The 22,820-nt window shown below is 72.4% G+C and carries 18 protein-coding genes; 12 read left to right on the top strand and 6 right to left on the bottom strand.

The annotated features are described in order from the left end of the window. Window positions 1–83: 83 nt before the first annotated feature. Entirely contained in the window at window positions 84–3,668 is a 3,585-nt protein-coding gene (locus ABGA99_RS22010; protein ID WP_347583266.1) for a BTAD domain-containing putative transcriptional regulator, read from the bottom strand. Between the two features lie 284 nt (window positions 3,669–3,952). Between ABGA99_RS22010 and ABGA99_RS22005 the strand changes: the two genes are divergently transcribed. Further along, window positions 3,953–5,626 (top strand): MFS transporter, encoded by a 1,674-nt coding sequence (locus ABGA99_RS22005; RefSeq protein ID WP_347583265.1) that lies wholly within the window; start codon window positions 3,953–3,955, stop codon window positions 5,624–5,626. Between the two features lie 222 nt (window positions 5,627–5,848). Continuing rightward, the gene (locus tag ABGA99_RS22000) at window positions 5,849–7,555 is read left to right on the top strand and encodes a serine/threonine-protein kinase (RefSeq protein ID WP_347583264.1); all 1,707 of its coding nucleotides are present in this window, start codon (window positions 5,849–5,851) and stop codon (window positions 7,553–7,555) included. 7 nt (window positions 7,556–7,562) lie between these two features. Here the strand turns inward: ABGA99_RS22000 and ABGA99_RS21995 are convergent, their stop codons facing one another. Together ABGA99_RS21995 and ABGA99_RS21990 are read right to left on the bottom strand one after the other, a co-directional pair. Continuing rightward, window positions 7,563–7,745, bottom strand: a complete 183-nt coding sequence (locus ABGA99_RS21995) for a DUF397 domain-containing protein (RefSeq protein WP_347583263.1) — start codon at window positions 7,743–7,745, stop codon at window positions 7,563–7,565. Further along, window positions 7,742–8,572 carry a helix-turn-helix transcriptional regulator gene (locus tag ABGA99_RS21990; protein WP_347583262.1) on the bottom strand — a complete coding sequence of 277 codons (831 nt, stop codon included), beginning with the start codon at window positions 8,570–8,572 and terminating at the stop codon, window positions 7,742–7,744. Before ABGA99_RS21990 ends, ABGA99_RS21995 begins: the two co-directional genes overlap by 4 nt. A 141-nt stretch (window positions 8,573–8,713) precedes the next feature. Between ABGA99_RS21990 and ABGA99_RS21985 the strand changes: the two genes are divergently transcribed. The 7 genes from ABGA99_RS21985 (at window position 8,714) to ABGA99_RS21955 (ending at window position 14,283) form a co-directional block, all read left to right on the top strand. Beyond that, entirely contained in the window at window positions 8,714–8,962 is a 249-nt protein-coding gene (locus tag ABGA99_RS21985; RefSeq protein WP_347583261.1) for a hypothetical protein, read from the top strand. A 5-nt stretch (window positions 8,963–8,967) separates the two neighbouring features. Beyond that, the gene (locus tag ABGA99_RS21980; RefSeq protein WP_347577915.1) at window positions 8,968–10,320 is read left to right on the top strand and encodes a putative T7SS-secreted protein; all 1,353 of its coding nucleotides are present in this window, start codon (window positions 8,968–8,970) and stop codon (window positions 10,318–10,320) included. 54 nt (window positions 10,321–10,374) lie between these two features. After that, the gene (locus tag ABGA99_RS21975) at window positions 10,375–10,866 is read left to right on the top strand and encodes a hypothetical protein (protein ID WP_347577914.1); all 492 of its coding nucleotides are present in this window, start codon (window positions 10,375–10,377) and stop codon (window positions 10,864–10,866) included. After that, the gene (locus tag ABGA99_RS21970) at window positions 10,859–11,665 is read left to right on the top strand and encodes a hypothetical protein (protein WP_347583260.1); all 807 of its coding nucleotides are present in this window, start codon (window positions 10,859–10,861) and stop codon (window positions 11,663–11,665) included. The genes ABGA99_RS21975 and ABGA99_RS21970 overlap by 8 nt, the downstream gene beginning before the upstream one ends. Then, window positions 11,662–12,261: a hypothetical protein gene (locus tag ABGA99_RS21965; RefSeq protein WP_347577912.1), complete on the top strand. Its 600-nt coding sequence runs from the start codon at window positions 11,662–11,664 to the stop codon at window positions 12,259–12,261. The genes ABGA99_RS21970 and ABGA99_RS21965 overlap by 4 nt, the downstream gene beginning before the upstream one ends. A 131-nt stretch (window positions 12,262–12,392) precedes the next feature. Then, window positions 12,393–13,523 carry a tRNA dihydrouridine synthase DusB gene (gene dusB / locus ABGA99_RS21960; protein WP_347583259.1) on the top strand — a complete coding sequence of 377 codons (1,131 nt, stop codon included), beginning with the start codon at window positions 12,393–12,395 and terminating at the stop codon, window positions 13,521–13,523. Window positions 13,524–13,806: 283 nt separating this feature from the next. Next, entirely contained in the window at window positions 13,807–14,283 is a 477-nt protein-coding gene (locus ABGA99_RS21955) for an NUDIX domain-containing protein (RefSeq protein ID WP_347577910.1), read from the top strand. A 40-nt stretch (window positions 14,284–14,323) separates the two neighbouring features. Here the strand turns inward: ABGA99_RS21955 and ABGA99_RS21950 are convergent, their stop codons facing one another. Both ABGA99_RS21950 and ABGA99_RS21945 read right to left on the bottom strand, forming a co-directional pair. Continuing rightward, entirely contained in the window at window positions 14,324–14,959 is a 636-nt protein-coding gene (locus tag ABGA99_RS21950; protein ID WP_347577909.1) for a DUF6879 family protein, read from the bottom strand. Further along, window positions 14,952–15,221, bottom strand: a complete 270-nt coding sequence (locus tag ABGA99_RS21945) for a hypothetical protein (protein ID WP_347577908.1) — start codon at window positions 15,219–15,221, stop codon at window positions 14,952–14,954. Before ABGA99_RS21945 ends, ABGA99_RS21950 begins: the two co-directional genes overlap by 8 nt. 327 nt (window positions 15,222–15,548) lie before the next feature. Here ABGA99_RS21945 and ABGA99_RS21940 point away from each other — a divergent pair, with 327 nt between their 5' ends. Both ABGA99_RS21940 and ABGA99_RS21935 read left to right on the top strand, forming a co-directional pair. After that, window positions 15,549–15,845, top strand: a complete 297-nt coding sequence (locus tag ABGA99_RS21940; protein WP_347577907.1) for a hypothetical protein — start codon at window positions 15,549–15,551, stop codon at window positions 15,843–15,845. Next, window positions 15,842–17,995, top strand: coding sequence for a tetratricopeptide repeat protein (locus tag ABGA99_RS21935; protein ID WP_347577906.1), 2,154 nt, complete (start codon window positions 15,842–15,844; stop codon window positions 17,993–17,995). The genes ABGA99_RS21940 and ABGA99_RS21935 overlap by 4 nt, the downstream gene beginning before the upstream one ends. A 273-nt stretch (window positions 17,996–18,268) precedes the next feature. Here the strand turns inward: ABGA99_RS21935 and ABGA99_RS21930 are convergent, their stop codons facing one another. Next, window positions 18,269–18,832 (bottom strand): dihydrofolate reductase family protein, encoded by a 564-nt coding sequence (locus ABGA99_RS21930; RefSeq protein ID WP_347577905.1) that lies wholly within the window; start codon window positions 18,830–18,832, stop codon window positions 18,269–18,271. A 301-nt stretch (window positions 18,833–19,133) separates the two neighbouring features. Between ABGA99_RS21930 and ABGA99_RS21925 the strand changes: the two genes are divergently transcribed. After that, window positions 19,134–22,709: a chondroitinase-B domain-containing protein gene (locus ABGA99_RS21925; protein WP_347577904.1), complete on the top strand. Its 3,576-nt coding sequence runs from the start codon at window positions 19,134–19,136 to the stop codon at window positions 22,707–22,709. The last annotated feature ends 111 nt before the right edge of the window (window positions 22,710–22,820 follow it).

Here is a 22,820-nt window from a genome sequence, read left to right as displayed (position 1 = left end):
GTCGGTTTCCTGGAACCGGGAGCGAGCGTCAATGTAGTCGATGGCAACCGGGGCCCGTTGTGCTTCCGGCTAAAGCGTCAAGCTTAGGGCGTGGGATTGTTGGGGGCGTGGGTTGAGAGGTGGGCTGTGAGGGGGGTGTTCTGGCCCTCTTCGTGGGCCGCGGCGAAGGCTTCGCGGCCCACGGCCTTCGTGGCGCGGGCTGTGATGCGGTCGACGTCGCCGCGTTCCGCCGTCGGCAGCGGTGCGCCCGTCGCCGTGCGGAGGGCGGCGGCGGTGCCGAGGAGGCGGGCGGCGGGCAGGTGGTTGCCGGTGAGCGTCTCGACGCCGGCCAGCCCTTCCAGCGCCAGCGCCGCGGCCCGCGGGTCCTGTGAGGCGAGCGCCGCCGCCAGCCCCTCGCGCTGGAGGGCGCGCGCCTCCTCCGCGTCGCCGCGCTGCTCGGCGATGAAGCCCAGTTCCGCCGCGATCAGCGCCACGCCGCGCGGGGCGGCGGAGCAGTCGAGTCCGCGCCACCACAGCAGCCAGGGGCGCAGGTGCGCCTCGGCGGCCTCGGGCCGGCCGGCCCTGCGGGCGACCATGCCGAGGCCGATCTCGGCGAACTCCTCGCCGACCGGGTCGAAGTGCGCGACGGCCAGCGCCATGGCCTGCTCGTGCAGCCGCCGGGACTCGGTCAGGTCGCCGGTGAGCATCGTGATCCGCCCGAGCCCGGTGAGGCGGTACGACTGCTGGGCCCACAGGCCGAGTTCCGCCGCCCGGCGGGCGTCGTCGCGGTGGAGGCGCGCGGCGCGCGCGTAGTCGCCGGTGATCTCGGCGTGCTCGGCCATGGCCTCGCCGGCTTCGAGCCGGCCCCAGTCCTCGCCCAGGTCGTCGAAGATGCCGGCGGCGGTCGCGGAGTTCCGTGCGAGGGCGGCCAGTTCACCGCGGAAGAGCGCCACGGTCGCCTGCACGACGAGCGCGGCGGCCTCGCCCCAGCGGTCCCCGCGGGTACGGAACTCGGCCAGCACCCTGTCGGCGAGTGCTCCGGCGCGGGGGATGCTGCCGAAGTTGGCCTCGGCTTGGGCGAGGAACCACACCGCGCGCGTGTCGGCGTCGCTCCCGGGGAACTCCGGTTCGTCACTCGGCGAGTGGGGGGCGCCGTCCTCGTGCGTCTCGTTCTCCGGGGGCGTCTCGTACGTTCCGTCCGTACCGGCTCCGCCGGGCTCGCCCGGCCTGGCCGGGGTGCGGATCGCGGAGCCGAGCAGGGCGAAGCCGGCGTGCCAGGCGGCGGCTGTGACCCGCAGCACGGTGACGTCGGCGGCCTGGCCGTCCGGGGGGCGGGCCGCCGTGCCCGTTTCCAGGGCGCGCGTCAGCGCTCTCGTGCCTTCGCGGTGGCGGCCGCGCAGGAACCAGTACCACGCCAGGGAGTTCGCCAGGCGCAGCGCCAGGGCGGCGTCGCCCGTCGTGGTGGCGGTGTCCAGGGCGCGGCGCAGGTTGGCCGCCTCGGCGTCGAGGACGGTGAGCCAGCGGGTCTGGGCGCGGGTGGAGAGGTGGGGGGCGGCGCGCTCGGCGAGGCCGGCGTAGTGGGTGGCGTGGTCGCGTAGCGCGCGGGGGTGTTCGCCGGCGGCGGTCAGTTCTTCCAGGCCGTAGGCGGCGACCGATTCCAGCAGCCCGTAGCGAGGGCCTTCGGGGCCGGGAGCGGTGACGACGAGGGAGCGGTCGACGAGGCGGGCGAGGAGGTCGGCGACGTCGGCGGGGTCGAGGTCCGTACCGGCGCAGACGGCTTCGGCGGCGGGCAGGGTGGTGCCGGTGGCGAAGACGGACAGCCGGCGCAGGACGGCCTGTTCGTCGGGGGTGAGGAGTTCCCAGCTCCATGCGATCGTCGCGCGGAGGGTGCGCTGCCGTTCGGGCGCGTCCCGGCGGGTGCCGGCGGCGGCGAGGACGCGGAAGCGGTCGTCGAGGCGTTCGGCGAGGCGGTGGACGCCGAGGGCGCGGACGCGGGTGGCGGCGAGTTCGAGGGCGAGGGGGATGCCGTCGAGGCGGCGGCAGACGGCGGCGACGGCGGCGGCGTTGCCGGGTTCGAGCTGGAAGCCGGGGGCCGCGGCGGCGGCGCGGGCGAGGAAGAGCCGTACGGCGCTGGACTCGTGCAGGCACGCGGCGGAGGGGGCGGCGGCGCGTGCGAGGGGGGTGCCGGCCGCGGTGGTGCCGGCGGGCGGGGTGGCGAGGTGGGGCAGGTCGAGCGGCGGTACGGCGTAGAGGGTTTCGCCGGCGATGGCCAGTTGTTCCTGGCTGGTGGCGAGGATGCGCAGGCCGGGGGCGGCGCGCAGGAGGCGGGCGGCGAGCGGGGCGACGGACTCGACGAGGTGCTCGCAGTTGTCGAGGACGAGGAGGAGCCGTTTGGCGCGTACGGCGTCGGCGAGGACGTCGTGGGTGGGGCGGCCTTCGGTGTCGTGGACGCCGAGGGCCTGGGCGATGACGTCGGCGGGGTCGTCGTAGCAGCGGCGGCCGGCGAGTTCGGCGAGCCACACGCCGTCGGGGAAGTCGCCGGGAAGGCCGGCGGGGGCGTCGGTGAGGGCCTGGGCGGCGGCTTCGAGGGCGAGCCGGGTCTTGCCGACGCCGCCGGGGCCGGCGAGGGTGACGAGCCGTTCGGTGTGGAGGAGTTTGCGTACGTCGGTGAGTTCGCGGTCGCGGCCGATGAGTTCGGTGACGGGCGCGGGGAGGTTGGACGGCTGCGGGGCGGGCTCGGGGGGTGTGCCGGGGGCCGTGCTCGTCGCACCCGGGGCCGGAGCGGCTGCGCCCGCTGTGGCACCGGGGCCGGTCTTGCTCGTGCCGGTCGTGCCCGTGCCCGCCGGCCCAGCGCCCGCCGACCCCGCGCCCGCGGTCGCCGCGTCCGCCGCCGTGCCGCTGCCCGCCGTCCGTTGCCCCCGCCCGCGCGGCCCCGCCAGCAGCGCCGGGTCCTGCGCCAGGATCGCGCGTTGCAGCGACGCCACCTCCGGGCCGGGCTCCAGGCCCAGTTCGCGGGCCAGGTGCCGGCGCAGGTCGCCGTAGGAGGCGAGGGCGTCGCTCTGCCGTCCCGCCCGGTACAGCGCCGTCATGTGGGCGGCGCGCAGCCGTTCGCGCAGCGGATGGCGGCCGACGAGATCGGCGAGATCGGCGGCGAGCGGGCCGTGCTCGCCGAGGGTGAGCCGGGCGTGGGCCAGTTCCTCGACGGCGGTCAGCCGGGTCTCCTCCAGTCGCGCGGCTTCGGCGCGGGCGAAGTCCTGGTCGGCGACGTCCTCGTAGGCGCCGCCGCGCCACAGCGCCAGGGCTTCGCGCAGCCCCGCCGCCCGTGTCTGCGGGTCGTCGGTCGTACGGGCGCGGGCGAGGAGGGCCGCGAAGCGGCCGGCGTCGACGGATTCGGGGGCCACGGCGAGGCGGTAGCCGCGGTGTTCGCGGACGACCAGGTCGCGGGCGCCGGGCTCGGCGGCGGCAAGGGTGCGGCGCAACTGCCACACGCGGGTCTGGAGCGTCGCCGCCGGGTTCGCGGGGCGGCTGCCGGTCGGCCACAGGTCCTCGACGAGGCGGCCCGCGGAGACGGTGCGGCCCTCGTGCAGCAGCAGGTCGGCGAGGAGCGCGCGCACCTTCCGCTCGGCGACCTTGACCGGTTCGCCGGCGTCCGTCCACACCGCCAGCGGACCCAGGACCCCGTATCGCATGCCTCAACGGTACGCAGCCGCTCTGACATCCCGCGCGGTCGTGCACGGGCCGTCACCCGGTGTACGCGGCGGGCCGCTCCCGGGCGCCGTGCGCGGGCCGAGAGCGGATCTGGAGGGGACCGAGAGAGGCGGGCCGCACAGTCGGGTCTGTGGCACCGGGGGACGTGTCCGGCCGGTTCGGATCGGCGGCTCCGGATCGGCGGCTCCGTAGCGCATCGGCCGCCCCGCCGACCGCACCGGCCGCGCCCCCGGGACAGCCACCCGACCATCTCGAAGGGATTCCCGTGAACTCCGACCTCACCCCCGGCACCGACGCCCCCGGCGCCCCCGGCCCAGGCGGCGCGGGCGACACCGGCACCGGCGGGCGCGCCGGGCTGCGCGCGTGGGCCGGGCTCGCGGTGCTGGCCCTGCCCACCCTCCTCCTGGCCCTAGACGTCTCCGTGCTGCACCTGGCCGTCCCGCATCTGGCGGCGGATCTTGAGCCCAGCAACACACAAATGCTGTGGATCATCGACATCTACGGCTTCATGATCGCCGGTTTCCTGGTGACCATGGGCACCCTCGGCGACCGCGTCGGCCGCCGCCGGCTGCTGCTGATCGGCGCCGCCGCCTTCGGCGCCGCGTCCGTCGCCGCCGCGTACGCGCCGACCCCGGAGGCGCTGATCGCCGCCCGGCTGCTGCTGGGCGTGGCCGGTGCCACGCTGATGCCGTCGACGCTCTCGCTGATCAGCAATCTCTTCCGCGACCCGCGGCAGCGGGGCCTGGCGTTCGCGATCTGGGCGGCGATGTTCTCCCTGGGCGTGGCACTCGGGCCGGTGCTGGGCGGCGCGATGCTGGAGTACTTCTGGTGGGGTTCGGCGTTCCTGCTGGGCATCCCGGTGATGGTGCTGCTGCTGGTGGCGGGGCCGATGCTGCTGCCGGAGTCGCGGGATCCGGACGCGGGCCGGGTGGATGCGGCGAGCGTGGTGCTGTCGCTGGTGACGATGCTTCCGGTGACGTACGCGATCAAGGAGCTGGCGCACGGCCTGGCGGTGCTGCCGCTGCTGGCCGCGGTCGTGGGCGTGACGGCGGGGACGCTGTTCGTGCGCAGGCAGCGGCGGTTGGCGAACCCGCTGCTGGACCTGGGGCTGTTCGCCGACCGGTCCTTCCGCAGCGCACTGCTGATCATCCTGGTGGGGACGGTCGCGGTCAGCGGCACGTACCTGTTCGTGACGCAGTATCTGCAGATGGTGGAGGGCCAGTCGGCGCTGCGCGCGGGGCTGTGGCTGCTGCCGCCCGCGGGGGTGCTGATCGCGGCTTCGGTGACGGCGCCGGTGTTCGCGCGCCGGTTCGGGCCGGGGCCCGTGATGGGCGCGGGGCTGGTGGCGTCGGCGGTGGGGTACCTGCTGCTGACCCGGGTGGAGCCGGGCGGTGCGGGGGACATCGCGGTGATCGTCGTGGCGTACGCGCTGGTGAACTCGGGCATCGGCCCGGTGCTGGCGCTGGGCACCGAACTGGTGGTGGGTTCCGCCCCGCCGGAGAAGGCGGGGGCGGCGTCGGCGATCAGCGAGACGAGTTCGGAGCTGGGCGTGGCGCTGGGCGTCGCGGTGCTGGGGAGCGTGGGCACGGCGGTGTACCGGTCGGATGCGGGCGGCGGGGTGCCGGAGGGCACGCCGGAGGCGGCGGCGGAGACGGCGCGGGACACCCTGGCGGGTGCGGTGGCGGTGGCGGAGGAGTTGGCGGGGCGGCGGGGCGCGGAGTTGCTGGCTGCGGCGCGGGAGGCGTTCGCGGGCGGACTGGCGGCGGTGGGCGTGATCAGCGCGCTGCTGGCGCTGTCGGTGGCGGTGCTGGCGTTCACGGCGCTGCGAGGCGTGGAGGGTCCCGGGGGCGGGCCCGGTGGCGAAGACGGGTCCGGCGCCGAGGACCTGGCCGGCGCCCAGGTGGGGGCCGGAGCCGGGGACGGGGGCGCGGGGAAGTGAGCGAGGGGCGTACGGGCGGTGTACCCCGCCCCCGTATCGCCGCGGGCTCCGTGTCCCGGTTGACGCTCCCGACTCCCTTGTCACCCGGGCCCGTTAGGCTGCCTCCCGACGCTAGGACACAGTGCGCGCATCGGACACGGTGCGCGCACCGAAGGGCAGAGGGCACCTGTGGGGGAGAGCGAAGCGGGGGTCGGTCGGCGGCTTGCCGGGCGGTATCGCGTGGTGGGGCGGCTCGGGCGGGGCGGCATGGGCACGGTGTGGCGTGCCGTGGACGAAGTCCTGGGCCGCGAGGTCGCGGTGAAGGAGCTGCGGGCGTTCGGCGAGGGAACAGGGCCTGACGCGGGTGAGCTGCGGCTGAGGATGCAGCGGGAGGCGCGGGCCGCGGCCCGCGTCGACCACCCGGGCGTGATCGCCGTGCACGACGTCACGGAGCACGAGGGCCGGCCGCTGATCGTCATGGAGCTGGTCGACGGCCCGTCCCTGGACGACGTCATCCGGGAACGGGGCGTGCTGGACCCCGCGGAGGCCGCCGGTATCGGCGCGAAGGTCGTCGACGCGCTGGCCGCCGCCCACCGGGCGGGGGTCCTCCACCGCGACGTCAAGCCCGCGAACATCCTGCTGGCCCGCAGCGGCCGCGTCGTCCTCACGGACTTCGGCATCGCCGCGATGGACGACCCGGGCGACGACGGCACGACGCGGCTGACGGCCCCCGGCGAGATGGTCGGCTCCATCGACTACCTGTCGCCGGAGCGGGCCCGCGGCGACCTGCCGGGACCGCCGTCCGACGTGTGGTCCCTGGGCGCGACGCTGTACGCGGCGGTGGAGGGCATGTCGCCGTTCCGCCGCTCGTCCACGTGGTCGACGATCAGCGCGATCGTCGTGGACCCGCTGCCGGAGCCCCAGCGCGCGGGCGCGCTGACCGGTGCGCTGCGGGAGTTGATGGACAAGGACCCGGACCGCCGCGCGGACGCGCTGCGCGCGGGCCGGCTGCTGGCGGCGGTGGCGGCGGGGGAGCCGCCGCCGGACCCGGCGGAGACGATGCGGCTGGGCGGCCCGATCACCGCGAGCGGCGGCGGTGCGGGGGCGGGCGGGTTCGGGCCCGCGCCGGAGTCGCATACGCCGTCGATGCCGCCGGAGGCGCTGAACGCGGGCGCGGGCTTTGCGGCGGGATCCGCGGGCCGTCCCGGTGGTCCGGCCGGGGCGGCAGCCCCCGGAGCACCGGGGGCGGCAGGCCCGTACGGCCAGGGCGGGCAGCCACAGGGGCAGTTCACCCCGTACGGGCAGACCCCTCCCGGCTCGGCGGAGACCTCCCCCGGGCACCGACCGTCGCGGCGCCGCCGCCCCTTGGTGCTGGCCGGCGCGGCGGTCGCGGTGGCGGCCGTGGCGGCGGCCGCGTTCACGGTGCCGGGATGGGTGGGCTCCGACGACGACGCGAACACGGCGGGGGCGGACCGGAGTTCCAGCGCCCCGGCCGAAGACAGCAAGCAGCCGGGTGACATGAAGCCGTCCGAGGAGAAGGACAAGGCGAAGGAGTCCGCCTCCCCGTCCCCGAGCCCTTCCGTCGCGGGCACCTCCGAGCCGACCGAGACCCCCGGCAAGACCGCCGATCCCACCCCGAAGCCCACCCGCCCCGACGCGACCTCGGCGAAGCCGACGAACGGGCCGACGACCTCGGCCCCGCCCGCGGACCCGTGGGACTCCTGCACGTACTACTCGGGCACGGCCCTCACGCAGAAGGGCGATAGCGGCGAGCGCGTGGTGCAGGTGCAGTGCATCCTCCGCGCCCGCGGCTACGACCTCGGCTCGGCCGGGGTCGACGGCGCGTTCGGTCCGAGCACGGAGGCGGCGGTGAAGAAGTTCCAAGGCGCCGAGAGCCTGGCCGTGGACGGCCAGGTGGGCCCTGACACGTGGGGTGCGCTGCGGAGTTGAGTCCGAGCTAGAACTCGTCGTTCTTCACGGCGGTGAGGAAGGCGGTCCAACCTGCGGTGCTGAAGAGGAGTTTGGGACCGTCCGGGTCTTTGCTGTCGCGGACGGGGACGAGGTCGGGGATGCCCTCCCCGACCTCGACGCATTCCCCGCCTTCGCCGTTGCTATACGACGACTTGCGCCAGGTGATCATGATCTCCCGTAGTCTTCTGCCACCGATTCCAGCATCTCTAGGGACGCCATCGGTGACAGAGCAGCGGCCCTGATCAGATCGTAGGACGCTTGGTACTGGGCGACCAGCGCCGGATCGTCGATCAGGTTGCCCCTGTGGGCGCCTTCCTCGTAGACCATTGACGGGCCCTCGGCGAACGTCATGATCCTCGCCATGCCGCTCATGAAGCCCTGTGCCGCCGCCGTGAAGGGGAGCACCTGCACGACGACACGGCGAGTACGGACCAGTGCCGCGATGTGGTGGAGTTGGCGTGCTGTGATTTCGGGCCCTCCAAACGCTGTACGGAGGACCGGCTCGTGGAGGACTGTCCAGAGTTCCGGGACTTCCGGGTTCTTCAGCAAGCGTTGGCGTTCCAGTCGAGCCTGAACGTGCTTCTCGATCACGTCCTCAGGCATGAAGGGTGCCGTAGCCAGGCTCAGGGCCCGCGCATACTCCCGCGTCTGAAGCAGGCCGGGGACCAACAGCGGTGCGTGGTCGTACAGGTGCGTCGCCACTGTCTCCAGGTCCGCCGCGTCCGCGAAGTAGTCCGGATACGAACTCCTCCGCGCCAACTTGCACAGCCGTTGCAGGTGTTCCCCCGTCCCGAAGAGGTCGTCCAGCAGCTTCGAGATCTCCTCCTGCGGCAGCCGCACACAGCTCTCGAAGTGCGCGATGTACGCCGGTGAGCAGAACACCCGCTCGCTGAGCCGTTCTTGCGACAGTCCAACTTCGTCGCGCAATCGCCGCAACTCCGCTCCGTAGAACGCGCGTGGAGAGTCGTAGGGATCCAGTCGTCGTGTGTGAGTCATGTGACTGAAGGTAGTGGCTCATGTGCTGTACGAAGTCAATACATGCGCGGTTGTACGACCGCCGGTACCCTGCCGCCAGGCAGGCAAGACCTCAGGGGGATGAACATGGGCGATCTGTGCGTGGACTATGAGCGCCTTCAGGTGATCGAGCGTGATCTCGGCATCGTGAAGCGGGAGTTCGAGAGCTGCGAGGACCACCAGGACCGGCTGCGCGGGATATGGGGATCCGGCACCGTCGCGGATGCCATGGAGGATTTCACCACCAACTGGGACCGGCACCGCAAAGAGGTGCTGCAGTCCGTGAAGTCCGTCGGCGAGATGGCGAGCAGCGTCCATCAGTCGTTCTTGAAGACGGACAAGAAGCTTGAGCAGGAATGCAAGGGTGAGTGACGGCCATGGCCCGCCCCACCGACTGGCAGCCGCTCGCCGACTCCGATCCCGTACCGGGGAACGTCGAGGACATCCGGGATGAGGCTGCCCGGCTGAAGAAGATCGGCGAGACGATCGAGTCGCAGGTCGGCAAGCTGCGCGACATCGGCAAGGACGGTGCCCTGAAGGGCAAGTACGCCGACAAGCTGCGCAGTGCCGCCACCGATCTGGCCGGGAAGATGGAGAAGACCTCCGGGCGGTACAAGGAGGTTGCCGGGCATCTGTCCTCGTGGGCGGGTGACTTGGACGAGGCGCAGAAGGCCGCGGAGCGGGCGCTGACGAAGGCGAAGAGCGCCGCCGGGTCGATGGCGACGAACAAGCCGCCGGACCAGGCGTCCGCGCCGGACGCGCCGAAGCCCACCGATGCCGAGAAGGAAGCGGAGAAGCGGCGGGAGAAGGCGTACGGCGCGGCCGAGGGGGAGTTGGAAGAGGCGCGCCGGATGCTGGGGCGGGCGACGTCCGCGCGGGACAGTGACGCGGACAGGGCGGCCGGGCGGATCAAGAAGTCCATCGATGACGATGTCAAGGACAGTTGGTGGGACAACGTCAAGGACTTCGTCGACAAGTACGCGGACATCATCAAGATCGTCATCGATGTCATCAGCTGGATCGCGACCGCGGTGGCGATCATCTCGCTGTTCATCCCGGGATTGAACGTGGTGGCGTTCCTGCTGATCGCGGGGGCCCTGGTGGTCGGGGGCAGAGCCCTGCTCGCGGCGACGGGCAACGCGAGCTGGATGGAGGTGCTGGTCGACGCCGTCGGGCTGCTGACCATGGGCCTCGGCCGCGCCGGCATGGCCGCCCTGAAGGGCACCAACGCGCTGACGAAGACTGCTGCGACCGGGGCCCGTTCGCAGCAGGTCGCCCAGAACCTCGCCCGGTCGTCCTCGCAGCGGCAGGCGCTGGGCCGGGTGCTCAGCAGCCGTACGGCGAGTCCCGCGGCGAAGCGCGCGGCCCGTGCGCAGATCGACGCGCTGAAGGCGCAGGCGCGGCGGCAGGCGACGAGCGTGCCGCAGAACCTGCCGTCGGTGGGGCGGCTGGGCAAGATCCTGAACATGGGCGACGCCGAGGGCCTGGCTCTCATCCGCAACATCGGGCGGATCTCGGACCGCTTCCCGGGCCTGGTCAGCGGCGGTACGGCGGCGAGGGCGGGGGCCGCGTACTCGGCCTCTCTGGGCGCTGCCTGGGGCGGTACGATCGTCGACCTCGGCGACAAGGCGTTCGGCAGCAGCGACATGCTGCCCTTCAAGCCGTTCAACGACTCGTACAACGACTGGAAGGGCGACACCTGGAAGGCGCCGATCGGCTCGACGTGGTGAGGCAGCCGGTGGCGTAACGCCCGGAGGCCGGGCACCCGACGTGAAGAGGAGCCGATGGTCTTCCTGCCCCGCCGTACCACCCCGTCCGCGCGGGGCCGCGCCGACGGCCCACTGCTGGTGGCCGCGCGCGCCGCGGTGCTGGTGCCGCCGGCGGCCGGGGCGCTGTTCGTCGCGCTGGCCGCCGTCTTCGACGGCGCGGGCGATGTTCTGGCCTGGGTCGAGCGGGGGCTGCTGTGCGCGGCGGTCGCGGTACTGGTGCGGTCGGTGGTCACCGCGGCGGTACGGAACGTGGGCGACGGCGAGCTGGAGGTCACGGCCGTCTTCGGGTCGGTGCTCCTGATGATCGCCGCGTATGTCACGGGGCCGGTGGCGCTGGTCGCCGTGCCGGGGGTGGCGCTGGTGACGGGGGTGGTGTCCGCGGTGCGTACGGACCGGGCGGAGCGGCGGCGCCGGCGGGAGCGGCGGGAGCGGGACGCGCGGGTGCGGGCGCATCACGCGGAGAAGAAGCGGCGTAAACGGGAGAGCGGGGGAGCAGGCGGTGGCTGAGCAGGCGGGGCGGATCGACTACGTCAGGCGGCCGGGGCGGCCGGGGCGCCCGGAGCGCGTGGAACGGCCGGAGCAGCCGGAGCCGGCGGAGCGTACGGAGGAGCCTGAGCGTACGGAGGAGCCTGAGCGGGCGGAGCAGCCCGAGCGGCCGGAGCGCACGGACCGTACAGACAAGCCCGTAAAGGGCCGGGACGAGGGCGCCGCCGTCGGCTACACCCTCGTGCTGCCGCCCAACTGGTCCCGGATACCGCTGCGCGACGGAACGGACGAGGCGATCATGCGGATCGTCGAGGAAGCCGTCGCCGACCTGCCCGACGACATGCCGCGCGACCAGATACCCGCGGTGCGCCTGGAACTCGTACGGCGGCTGCGCAAGGCCGCCGCCGACGCGCGCAAGAACGGCGGTCTCGACCTCTACCTGCCCGTACAGCAGATGCACGGCGTGACGGTCGCGGCGTCGTTCGTCGTCTCCGAGATCACGCTGGCCGCGGGCGCCGAGCCGTCGCTGATCCTCGCCCGGCTGCTCGCCGACGCGGAGAAGTCGCAGCCCACGGCCGTCGACGGGTCCGTCGGCTACCGCAACGAGCGGGTGGCGCGCGGGTCCGGCGAGGAGGGCGGCGAGTACGCTTCGCGGCGCGTCGACTACGTGCTGGCGGTCCCCGAGGACGACACCCGGTGGGTGACGGTGGGGTTCAGCACGCTCGCGGACGGCGATCCGAAGGGGCAGTTCGCGGACGTGCTCGTCGAGCTGTTCGATGCCCTGATGACCACCTTCCGCTGGACGAGGAGCAGCCGGTGAGCTGGATCGAGGTCGACTACGACGACGCCAAGTGGCTGTGGGTGCCCCAGCAGTGGGAGGGCATGCCGTGGCCCGGGCCCGCGGAGTGGGCGGAGGCGTTCGCCGAGGTGTGGTGGACGCTCGCGGACGTCGAGCCGGGCGACGAGGAGGAGGTGGCGCGGCTGCGGGACGCTTTGCTGGACTTCGCCACCCGCGCCGGCACGGTCTTCCCCGGCCAGGACCTGTACCTGTACCTGCCGGACCCGCGGCAGGCGCCGGTGCCGCTGGCGGTGTGGGGGCTGGCGACGTCCGGGGACCGCAACGACCGGCTGCGGGAGCTGGTGCGGTCGATGGACGCCGAGGCGGTGGAGGCGCCGATCGTGGAGCTGTTCCGCCACCCGCACCTGGGCAACGGGCTGCGGGCCATGCGCTACTTCACCGACCCGGGCGACGGCACGCTGGGCTGCTCCCTGAACTACGCCTTCCGCTCCGAGCCGCACGGCGTGGACGTCCTGGTCCGCGCCCTCAGCTCCGACGTGGGGCGGCTCGCGGCGGCGGCGCAGGACATGGACGAGCTGGCGCTGGCGGTACGGGTCCGCCGCGACGAGGACCGCTGACGGGCCGCTGACCTGCTGCTTCACCGGCCGCTGCGGGAGCGCGGAGGCCGGGGCGTACGCGGTCCTGCCCGCGGTGGGGGACAATAGAGGGTCCGCCCCCCGTCCCCGTACGCAACGAGGTAGTCCGCCGCATGTCCGAGCTGCAGATCGGCCCGCACACCGTCTCCCCGCCCGTGGTGCTCGCGCCCATGGCGGGGATCACGAACGCGCCGTTCCGCACGCTGTGCCGGGAGTTCTCCGGCGGCCGGGGCCTCTTCGTCAGCGAGATGATCACGACGCGGGCGCTGGTGGAGCGGGACGCCAAGACGATGCGGCTCGTCCACTTCGACGGCACGGAAAGGCCGCGGTCGATCCAGCTCTACGGGGTGGACCCGGTGTACACCGGGCGGGCGGCCCGCATGATCGCCGACGAGGACCTCGCCGACCACATCGACCTCAACTTCGGCTGCCCCGTCCCCAAGGTGACCCGCAAGGGCGGCGGCTCGGCGCTGCCGTACAAGCGGAACCTGCTGCGGGCGATCCTCCGCGAGGCGGTGGCCGGCGCGGGGGACCTGCCGGTGACGATGAAGATGCGCAAGGGCATCGACGACGACCACCTGACGTACCTGGACGCGGGCCGGATCGCGGTCGAGGAGGGCGTGACGGCGATCGCGCTGCACGGCCGCACCGCCGCGCAGCACTACGGCGGCACCGCGGACTGGGACGCGATCGCGCGGCTGAAGGAGCACGTGCCGGAGATCCCGGTGCTGGGCAACGGGGACATCTGGTCGGCGGACGACGCGCTGCGGATGGTGCGCGAGACGGGCTGCGACGGGGTGGTGGTCGGGCGCGGCTGCCTGGGGCGGCCGTGGCTCTTCGGCGACCTGGTGGCGGCGTTCGACGGGTCTTCGGAGCCTGACGCGCGGCCGGCGCTGAAGGAGGTCGCGGGGGTGATGCTGCGGCACGCGGAGCTGCTGGGGCAGTGGCTCGGCGACGAGCGGCGGGGCGTCATCGACTTCCGCAAGCACGTGCCGTGGTACACGAAGGGCTTCTCGGTGGGCAAGGAGCTGCGGCACCGGATGGCCATGGCGGGCACGCTGGCGGAGCTGGACGACCTGCTGGGCACCCTGGACCTGGACCAGCCGTGGCCCGAGGGCGCGGAGGGCCCGCGGGGGCGCACGGCGGGGCGGAACAAGGTGGTGCTGCCGGAGGGCTGGCTGGCGGACCCGTACGACTGCACCCAGGTCGACGCGGCCGCCGAACTCGACACGTCGGGCGGCTGAGGCGGGGGCGTCCCCCGCCACGCCCCCTTCCGGGTCCGGGGCTCCGCCCCGGGGCGGCGGGCGGCCTGGCGGCGGTGTCGCGCGCGGGTCGTACGCGACAAGCGGGCCACCGCGCACGGAGAGCATGACGGGGCTGCGCCCCGCGGCCCCTGTGCCCCCCGGCCCGGAACCCACGCGCGCCTCCGGCGCGACGTGGCCGGCGCGCGGCGCCCGGTTCGTCACCCGGGGGTGCGAGGCGCCCCGGCCCCCGCTGCCCGACCCCCCGCGGGCTAGCCTCGGAGTGGTGGACACGACGCACCGGCCCGCCGCGCGGGTCATCTGCCTCGACGCCGCCCAGCGCATACTGCTGCTGCGCTGGCGCGACCCCTTCGACGGTGCCCTGATCTGGGAGCCGCCCGGCGGCGGCATCGAGCCGGACGAGACCCCGCTCGCCGCCGCGCGGCGCGAACTCGCCGAGGAGACCGGCCTCGACCCCGCCGCCGTCGAGGACCGCGGCGTGCCCGTCGCGCGCGACTTCCACTGGAAGGGCACGCACTTCGCGGGCACCGAGCACTTCTTCCTCGCCCGCTACCCCGACGACCGCCCCCCGCTGCGCCGCACCGGTCTCCTCCCCGACGAGCAGGTCACCCTCGCCGGCCACGCCTGGATCGCCTGGCCCGACATCCCCGCCCTCCCGGACCCCCTCGAACCCCCGCACCTGCGCACGGTCCTCGCCGACCTCGCCCCGGAGGGCCCCTGGAGAACCGCCGCGGACGGCTAGCGGCGTATCGCGACGCGCGCGGGGGTCCCGGACCCCTCCGCTACGGCGTGGAGCGGCCGGCGTCTCCGTAGGCGACCGCGGGCGCGGCGAGCGGGGCGATCTCCCTGGCGAAGAAGTCGTGGAAGTCGTCGCCGCGTTCGTACAGGGCGTCGAACCCGGCCGATGTCTCTTCGATCAGGGCGCGATCGGTGAAGCGATGGGACCCCATCGCGTTTCCGTCGTCGTCGTAGAGCACCTCGTACATGGAGACGTCCCCGAGAATCACCACTTCGGGAACGGGGCGGTGCTTTTCGATGTCCGCGATCTCGCGGGCATCCAGCACCCTGATGTTGTCACCTAATTCCACGCGTACGCGCAGCACGTGGAATTCCCACTGCACGTACGGGGTCACCGGGAATTCCACTACGCGCAGGCGGCGCTGCACGACTCCGAGCCGGGCTGCCTCTTGGAACTGCTGTGCGTAGGCGTCGCGCCTTTCGTCGGCGAGGGAGAGGGCACGGTCCCACTCACCTGCCGCGAAGGCTTCCCAACTGGCGAATCCGCGCTCTTTGAAGTGCTGTCCGCGTTCGAGCTTTCTCATATGGCGGATTCCACTGGCGAAGACCCGGTGGTAGTCCGCGTGGTACGTGGGTCGGTCCAGGCGCTCGGAGACGCCGTGGGGGAAGGAATCAAACACTCGGGATGTCCTGTTTCGCGGCGATCAGCATGTTCCTGGGGATGACGACGAGCCGTTCGTCCGCACCGACGGAGACGCCGGACGGCAGCTTCCTGCCGAGGGACTCCGTGAGGTCGCGGCCGATGACGACGATGTCGCCGTTGTCCAGTTCCCAGATGTCGGGGCAGTCGGGGCCGTCGGTCGTCGTGCCTAACTCCTGCGGCGATTTACCCAGGCGCCGCTTGAATGTCGTCGCCGGATCGGCTTCCCACGGCCTGGCCATGACTTCTCCCCTCGTTCCTGAAGATTCGGGGCGACGCTAGCACCGAAACACCAGGATCAGCCAGGTCAAAACCGGACACGCAGAAGTGGGGTCGCGGCTTCCTGTTGCTCTTTCCGGCCCCTGAACGCGATGATGACCGGTGGCGAACCGAGTCAACAGGCACATGCATTCGGCTTACAATCCTAAGACCGGACGTTCGAGGTAGGGGGAAACGTGGACCCGGAGGCGGCCTTACTCGCACAGAGCGCGGGAATCACGCTGGTCACGCTGATCACAACCGATGCCTGGCAGCGCACCCGAGAGGGAATCACGCAACTCTGGCGCCGAATGCAGCCGCACCGCGCGGAGGGCGTCGCCGCCGAACTGGAAGCCACCCGCGACGACGCCCTGGCAGCGAGAGAGACCGGGGACCGGGCGACGGTCGACGAACTCCACGCCGAGTGGCAGGGGCGGCTGCGGCGGCTGCTCGTCGCGCGGCCCGACGCCGCCGCGGAGTTGCGGGCGCTCCTCGACGAACTCGCACCGGGGGGTGCGGCCGGCTCCGTCGTCGTGCTCCGGGCGCGGGCATCCGGGCACGGGCATATCCAGCAGGCCGGGCGAGACCAGCACATCACCGAACGATGACGGGTGGGATGGACGGCCGCGCCGAAGACCGGGGACGGGTCTACCAGGCGTCCGGCGATCAGCACATCACCGAACACCACCACCACGGCGACGAGTCCGCCGTGCCCGGCGGTCCCGACTCCGTCCGCCGGCCGGCGGTCGGCCGGCCCCCCGTCGTCCTACGCGACCGCGCCGAGGTGCTGGCGCGGCTGCGGGAGAGCGTGGCGGCCGGGCGGGGCGGCGAGGCGTACGTGCTGTACGGCATGGGCGGGTGCGGGAAGACCGCCGTCGCGTACACGCTCTTCCAACTGGCCACCGGGGAATGCGGCCGAGTCGGCCTCTGGGTCAGCGCCTCCGACCGCTCAAGCCTGCGTGCCGGGATGCTCGCCGTCGCCGCCGACCGGGGCGCCGGGGACGGCGAACTGCTGGCAGCCCGCGGAGGTCTGCGCCCCGCCGCCGACCTCGTCTGGCAGCACCTCGACCGCTCCGCGGAGCCCTGGCTGCTCGTCCTGGACAACGCCGACGAACCCGAGATCCTCCGCGACGGAAGTTGGCTGCGCACCAGCCCCCGCGGCACGGTCGTGGTGACGACGCGCCGGTCGGCCGCCCGTTGGTGGCCGGGGGCCGAACTGCAGCACATCGGCGTGCTGCCACGCGAGGACGCCGCCCGGGTGCTGCAGGACCTCGCTCCGCACAGCGGCACCCAGCAGGAAGCCGACCGGATCGCCGAGCGGCTGGGGCGGCTGCCACTGGCTCTCACCTTGGCGGGCGGCTTCCTCTCCCAGCAAGTCCTCGACCCCTGGACGATGGAGACGTACGGGCGCCGGCTCGACGAAAGAGAGGGGGTCGAACTCATCGACCAGGGAGCGGATCCGCTGTCGCCGGAGGACCCCCGGCACCTCGTGGGCCTCACCTGGCAACTGACGCTCGACGCTTTCGAGGCCCGCGGGCTGCCGGAGGCGACCGCGCTGCTGCGGCTCCTGGCGCGGTTCTCGCCCGAGCCGCTGCCGCTGTCGCTCCTCGACCACCGCGAGATCGGCGGCATCCTGCCCCACGATCGCTGCGAAACGGCGCTGCGGGCGCTGCTCGACCAGTCGCTGACCGAACTCGTCGACGTCGGCGTTCGCTGCACGCAGAGCCACGGGGTGCTGCTCGACAGCGTCGCCGCCGCCACACCGGCGGACAAGGTGCCGCCGCTCGACACCACGGCGGTCCGACTGCTCGGCGCCGCCGTGCCAGCCGTGCCTGACGCGGGCCCGTACGAACCGCGTTACCGGCTGCTGGTGCCCCACGCACTCGCCCTGCTCCGACGCGCCGCCGATCCGCGCACGGCCGCCGACGCGCTCGCCGTGGCGACCCGGCTGTCCGTCGCCCTGCACCGCACCGGCGACTACCAGGCCGCCTGGGAGACCGCCCGGACCGCCGCGGACCTCGGCGAGCGCCGACTAGGCCGCCCGGAGCACCGCCTCGTCCTGGCGGCCCACTCCCGGGCCGGCCGGTCACTCTTCAGGCTGGGCAGGTACGCCGAGGCCGAGGGGCTGCTCCGCCGGATCCGTACCGCCCAGGAGACGTTGCTCGGAGCCGACGACCCCGACACCCTGGACAGCGGTCAGGGCCTGCAACTCGTCCTCGGCAACCTCGGCAGACGTGAGGAGGCCGGCGCACTGCTGCGCGCCACGGTCGCCGGCAGGCGCCGGGCCCTGGGCGCCGACCACCCGCTGACGCTGCGCTCCCGTACGAGTCTGCTGGCCCTGCTGCCTGCGGCGGACATCGCCGCGGAAGACGACGGGGCGCTGCTGTCCCTGCCCGAGGAGTGCACCCGCATCCTCGGCCCCGACCACACCGTGACCCTGGGCGCCCGGCACAACCGCGCCTGGACGCTGTACCGACTGGGCCGCTTCGACGCGGCCGAGCGGGAAACGCGGCTGGTCACCGAGGCGTACCTGCGGCGCTTCGGCCCCGACTACCCGATCACGCTCTCCGCCCGGCAGTTGCTCTCCCGCACCCATGTCGCCCGGGGCCGCGTGGCCGCGGGGATCGAGATCATGACGGACGTCCTGGCCAGGCGGGAACGCAGCCTGGGAGCCGACCACCCCTTCACCGTCGCCAGCCGGGAACTGCTCGGGGACTTCACGTCGCGGCGGGGGCGGAGCGACCCTCCGTCGTCGTGAGGGCGGTGAGGAAGGCCAGAGGAGGGCTGCCAGGACTGGGGGGAGCAGGGGTCGCCGTTCCGCTCAACACGGACAACCCGACTTTCAGTGCCACCGGCGTCGAGGCCGGACACCGGCGTGCGGCGAGCGAAGCCGGGTTGTCGGAGGCGGAGTTGCAGCTCATCGCCCGCGACTTCGCGGCGGCCGTTCACCGAGGCCGGCCGGCGGGTGGCCGCGGGGCCTCGGTCGACGACGCACCCGGACCGGCGATCCCGATGCCACCGGGGAAAGGACCTAGCGGCGTACGCGGTGGTGGAGGTAGACGACGCCGCTGTCGAAGGTGCGGGTCTCCACCAGTTCGAGGTCCACCTGGCGCTCGATCCGCGCGAAGAAGGGGGTGCCGCCGCCGAGCAGCACCGGGTTCACCCTGATCCGGTACTCGTCGATCAGCCCGAGTTCCGCCGCCTGGGCGGCGAGCGTCGCGCCGCCGATCGCGATGTCCCCCTCACCCGGCTCCTCCCGCAGCCGCGCGATCTCCTCGGCCAGCCCTCCGGAGGCCAGCCGCGCCGCGCCCTCGACCTCCGTCAGCGTGTGGGAGAACACCACCTTGGGCAGCGGGTTCCACCACGTGGTCCACTCCCGCTCCGCCTCGCTGAGCGAGGGGTCCTTCGCGGCGGTCTCCCAGTACAGCATCGTCTCGTAGAGCCGCCGCCCCATGAGATGAACGCCGACGTCCTGGATCTCCTCGATGGAGAAGCGGAAGACCTCCTCACTGGGCGCCCCCCAGTCGATGCCACCGTCGGGCCCGGTGACAAAGCCGTCGAGTGAAACGGCCATCGAGTACGTCACACTGCGCATCGCAAGTCTCCTCGGTAAGGGGTTCGACAGTAAGACCGGCGAACCCCCGGGAACTCATCGCCACACGCGAGACGACCGCGGCACGGCGCGAAGCCCCTTGACGAGATCCGGGTGCGGTGTTCGGGGACCGGTCCCCACGCGGGTCTGACAGCGTGGCCCGGATTCTGGAGCCCGACCGGTCACCCTTCAACCACAGTGAGGCCTAGTGAGACGAATACATCGTGCGCTTCTGGTGGGGCTGTTAGCCCTCGGAGTCTCGGCTACGTACCACCCGGTCGCGTCGGCCGAGGCGGGTCCTCGATTGGAGGTCGCCGGAGTCCTGGCCAGTACCGACGACGGGAACGTGGCCGCCAACACCCTCGACAACGATCTGAGCACCCGCTGGTCCGCCGAGGGCGACGGGGTGTGGATCCGCTACGACCTCGGCTCGGCGCAGACCATCGGTTCGGCGTCGATCGCCTGGCACCAGGGCAACACCCGGAAGAACACCTTCGACGTCGAGGTCTCCGACGACGGATCGTCGTGGACGCCGGTCCTGTCGCGAAAGACCAGCAGCGGCAGCACGCTCCAGCCGCAGAACTACGACTTCGCCGACACCTCCGCGCGGTATCTGCGCATCGTCGGCCACGGCAACACCTCCAACGACTGGACCAGCATCACCGAGACGGCGCTCTTCGGGGCCGACGGCGGCAGCGGGTCCTGTGACTACCCGGCCGACGTGCTGGACCTGACGAACTGGTACATCGGGCTGCCCGTCGGCGAGGAGGAATCGCCGACCAACGTCGAACAGCCGGAACTCGCCACGTACGCGAACGACCCCTGGTTCACCGCGACTCCGGAGTGCGACGCCGTCCAGTTCCGCGCCGCCGTCAACGGGGTCACCACCAGCGGCTCCGACTACCCCCGCTCCGAGCTGCGCGAGATGACGGACTCGGGGCAGACCAAGGCGAGCTGGTCGTCGACCTCCGGCACGCACACGATGGTGATCGACCAGGCCATCACTGATCTCCCCGCGGACAAGCCGCATGTCGTCGCCGGACAGATCCACGACGCCGACGACGACGTCTCGGTCTTCCGCCTGGAAGGCAGCAAGCTCTACGTCACCTCTCCCGAGGACAGCAATCACAAGCTGGTGACGGACGACTACGAGCTGGGCGACAGGTTCGAGGCGAAGTTCGTGGTCGGCGAGGGCGAGATCAAGGCCTACTACAACGGCGTGCTGCAGACCACGCTCTCGGAGGACTTCACCGGCGGCTACTTCAAGGCGGGCGCGTACACGCAGGCCAACTGCGAACGCTCGTCGCCGTGCAGCGACGACAACTACGGCCAGGTGGAGGTCTACGGGCTGAGCGTCACGCACGACGACGACCAGGGAGCCGGGGACCCGACACAGGCGGCCGAGCGGTACGGCTGGGGCGAACCGCTGCCGATATCCGACGAGTTCGACTACACCGGCCCGGTGGACCCCGCGAAGTGGGACGTACCGTCGGGCAACGTCGGCGGCACGGAGCAGTGCTGGGAAGGGCACGCCGGAAACGGCCGCCGGTGCGGGAAGAACAGCACCGTCGCGGACGGAATCATGACCATGCGCGGCGAGGCGAACGGCGACACGGGATGGATCAGGCAGAACCGTGACACCCAGTACGCCCGCTGGGAAATCCGCTCACGCTCGCGGAACACCGGCTCCTCCGGCGGGCTCTACCATCCCCTGCACCTGATCTGGCCCACCGCCGGCGACCGGCTCAAGAACGGGGAGTACGACTGGGTCGAGTACTCGAACCCCGACGCGCAGTGCCTCTCGGCATTCCTGCACTACCCGGACAGCCCGTCGGACGAGAAGGAGTACCGCGAACTCTGCCCCGTGGACATGACGCAGTGGCACAACTTCGCGTTCGAGTGGACTCCGGAGGCGCTGGTCGGCTACGTCGACGGCGTCGAATGGTTCCGGCTGGCGGACGGTGCGAACTCCGAGCGGGGGGACATCCAGACGATGCCCCTGGGGAATCTCGTCATCCAGCTCGACAACTTCACCGGCGACAGCGGTCTGCGCCCGGCGGTGTACGAGGTCGACTGGGTCCGCACGTATCCGGTCGTGCCGGACGGGGGATCTCCGGGTGCTCCGGTCACCGTCGCGGGAGTCTCGGCCAGTACCGATGACGGCAACGTGCCCGCCAACACCCTCGACAACGATCTGGGCACCCGCTGGTCCGCCCAGGGCGACGGGGTGTGGATCCGCTACGACCTCGGCTCGGCGAAGACCGTCGGCTCGACGTCGATCGCCTGGCACCAGGGCAACACCAGGAAGAACACCTTCGACGTGGCGGTGTCCGACGACGGATCGTCCTGGAGACCGGTCCTGACACGGGAAACGAGCAGCGGGACCACGCTCCAGCCGCAGAACTACGACTTCGCCGACACCACCGCCCGGTATCTGCGCATCGTCGGCCACGGCAACACCGCCAACGACTGGACCAGCATCGCCGAGACGACGATCCACGGGGCCGACGGCGGCGGGGGCGGGGACCCGGACCCCGGCCGTACCGTCCGGGTCGCCGACTCGGACCAGTTGCGGGACGCGATGGGGGACGCGCGCGCCGGGGACCGCATCGTCCTCGCCGACGGCCAGTACACGATCGGCAAGATGAGCGGCAAGAACGGGACCGCCGACGAGCCCATCACCGTCGTCGCGGAAAACCGCGGTCAGGCCGTGGTCGACGACGGGCAGTTGGAGGTGGCCGACTCCTCCTACGTCACCTTCGAGGGTCTGAAGTGGACGAACAGTGACACGTTGAAGATCACCGGCTCGAACAACGTGCGTCTGACCCGCAACCACTTCCGGCTGACCGAGGAGTCCTCGCTGAAGTGGGTGATCATCCAGGGTGCGAACAGCCACCACAACCGGATCGATCACAACCTGTTCGAGGAAAAGCACCAACTGGGAAACTTCATCACCGTCGACGGATCCGAAACCCAGCAGTCGCAACACGACCGCATCGACCACAACCACTTCCGCGACATCGGCCCCCGTGCGACGAACGAGATGGAAGCCATCCGGGTCGGCTGGAGCGGGATCTCCCGGTCGAACGGATTCACCGTCGTCGAGTCGAACCTCTTCGAGAACTGCGACGGTGATCCGGAGATCGTTTCCGTGAAGAGCAACGACAACGTCGTCCGCTACAACACGTTCCGCACCTCGCAGGGCGTGCTGTCGCAGCGGCACGGGAACCGCGGCGCCTTCTACGGCAACTTCTTCCTCGGCGAAGGGAAGGCGGGAACCGGGGGAATCCGGATCTACGGCCAGGACCACAAGATCTACAACAACTACTTCGAGGGCCTGACCGGCACCGGCTTCGACGCCGCGCTGCAGATCGACGGCGGCGACGTCGACACCTCGGGCGCCCTGAGCGCGCACTGGCGCGTCTACCGGGCGACCGTCGTGCACAACACCTTCGTGGACAACGTGTCGAACATCGAGGTCGGCGCCAACTACGACCTCGCGCCGGTCGACTCGGTCATCGCCGGCAACGTCGTCACGGGAAGCCGGGGCAAGCTGTTCAACGAGCTGATGGCACCGGTGGACATGACCTACGCCGGCAACATCGCGTGGCCGACCGGATCGGCGACCGTCGGCGTCACCGAGCCCTCCGGCGCCGTCAGGGCGATCGACCCGCTGCTGGCCCCCGACGGGCCGGTGCACCGGATCGGCGCGGGCAGCCCGGCGATCGATGCCGGCGGCGACGACTTCGCGTTCGTGACCGACGACATGGACGGTCAGGCCCGCACCGGCGCCGCCGACGCCGGAGCCGACGAGCGGTCGTCGGCCGCCGGCACGCGAGCCCCCCTCACCGCGGCCGACGTCGGCCCCGGCTCCGCGTAGGACGCGCCACACGACCGGTGGCGGCTCCAGCCGCCACCGGTCGTGCCCGTCGTGCCGGACCCCCGCTCCGGCGCGGCCGGCCGTCCCTTCCCCCGTACTCCGAGGAGACGC

The sequence above is a fragment of the Streptomyces sp. B5E4 genome, assembly GCF_039871555.1.
In the GTDB taxonomy this organism is placed as follows: Bacteria; Actinomycetota; Actinomycetes; order Streptomycetales; family Streptomycetaceae; genus Streptomyces.
Note: the sequence above shows the minus strand (reverse complement) of the source record. Positions and strands in the feature narration are given on the sequence as shown.

Excerpts from the sequence above, each read along its gene's own strand:
- ABGA99_RS21975 (WP_347577914.1), top strand. The coding sequence starts at position 10,375 with ATGGTCTTCCTGCCCCGCCGTACCACCCCGTCCGCGCGGGGCCGCGCC.
- ABGA99_RS21935 (WP_347577906.1), top strand. The coding sequence starts at position 15,842 with ATGACGGGTGGGATGGACGGCCGCGCCGAAGACCGGGGACGGGTCTAC.
- ABGA99_RS21995 (WP_347583263.1), bottom strand. The coding sequence starts at position 7,745 with ATGATCACCTGGCGCAAGTCGTCGTATAGCAACGGCGAAGGCGGGGAA.
- ABGA99_RS21980 (WP_347577915.1), top strand. The coding sequence starts at position 8,968 with ATGGCCCGCCCCACCGACTGGCAGCCGCTCGCCGACTCCGATCCCGTA.
- ABGA99_RS21945 (WP_347577908.1), bottom strand. The coding sequence starts at position 15,221 with ATGGCCAGGCCGTGGGAAGCCGATCCGGCGACGACATTCAAGCGGCGC.
- dusB (WP_347583259.1), top strand. The coding sequence starts at position 12,393 with ATGTCCGAGCTGCAGATCGGCCCGCACACCGTCTCCCCGCCCGTGGTG.
- ABGA99_RS21940 (WP_347577907.1), top strand. The coding sequence starts at position 15,549 with ATGCAGCCGCACCGCGCGGAGGGCGTCGCCGCCGAACTGGAAGCCACC.
- ABGA99_RS21930 (WP_347577905.1), bottom strand. The coding sequence starts at position 18,832 with ATGCGCAGTGTGACGTACTCGATGGCCGTTTCACTCGACGGCTTTGTC.
- ABGA99_RS22010 (WP_347583266.1), bottom strand. The coding sequence starts at position 3,668 with ATGCGATACGGGGTCCTGGGTCCGCTGGCGGTGTGGACGGACGCCGGC.
- ABGA99_RS21990 (WP_347583262.1), bottom strand. The coding sequence starts at position 8,572 with ATGACTCACACACGACGACTGGATCCCTACGACTCTCCACGCGCGTTC.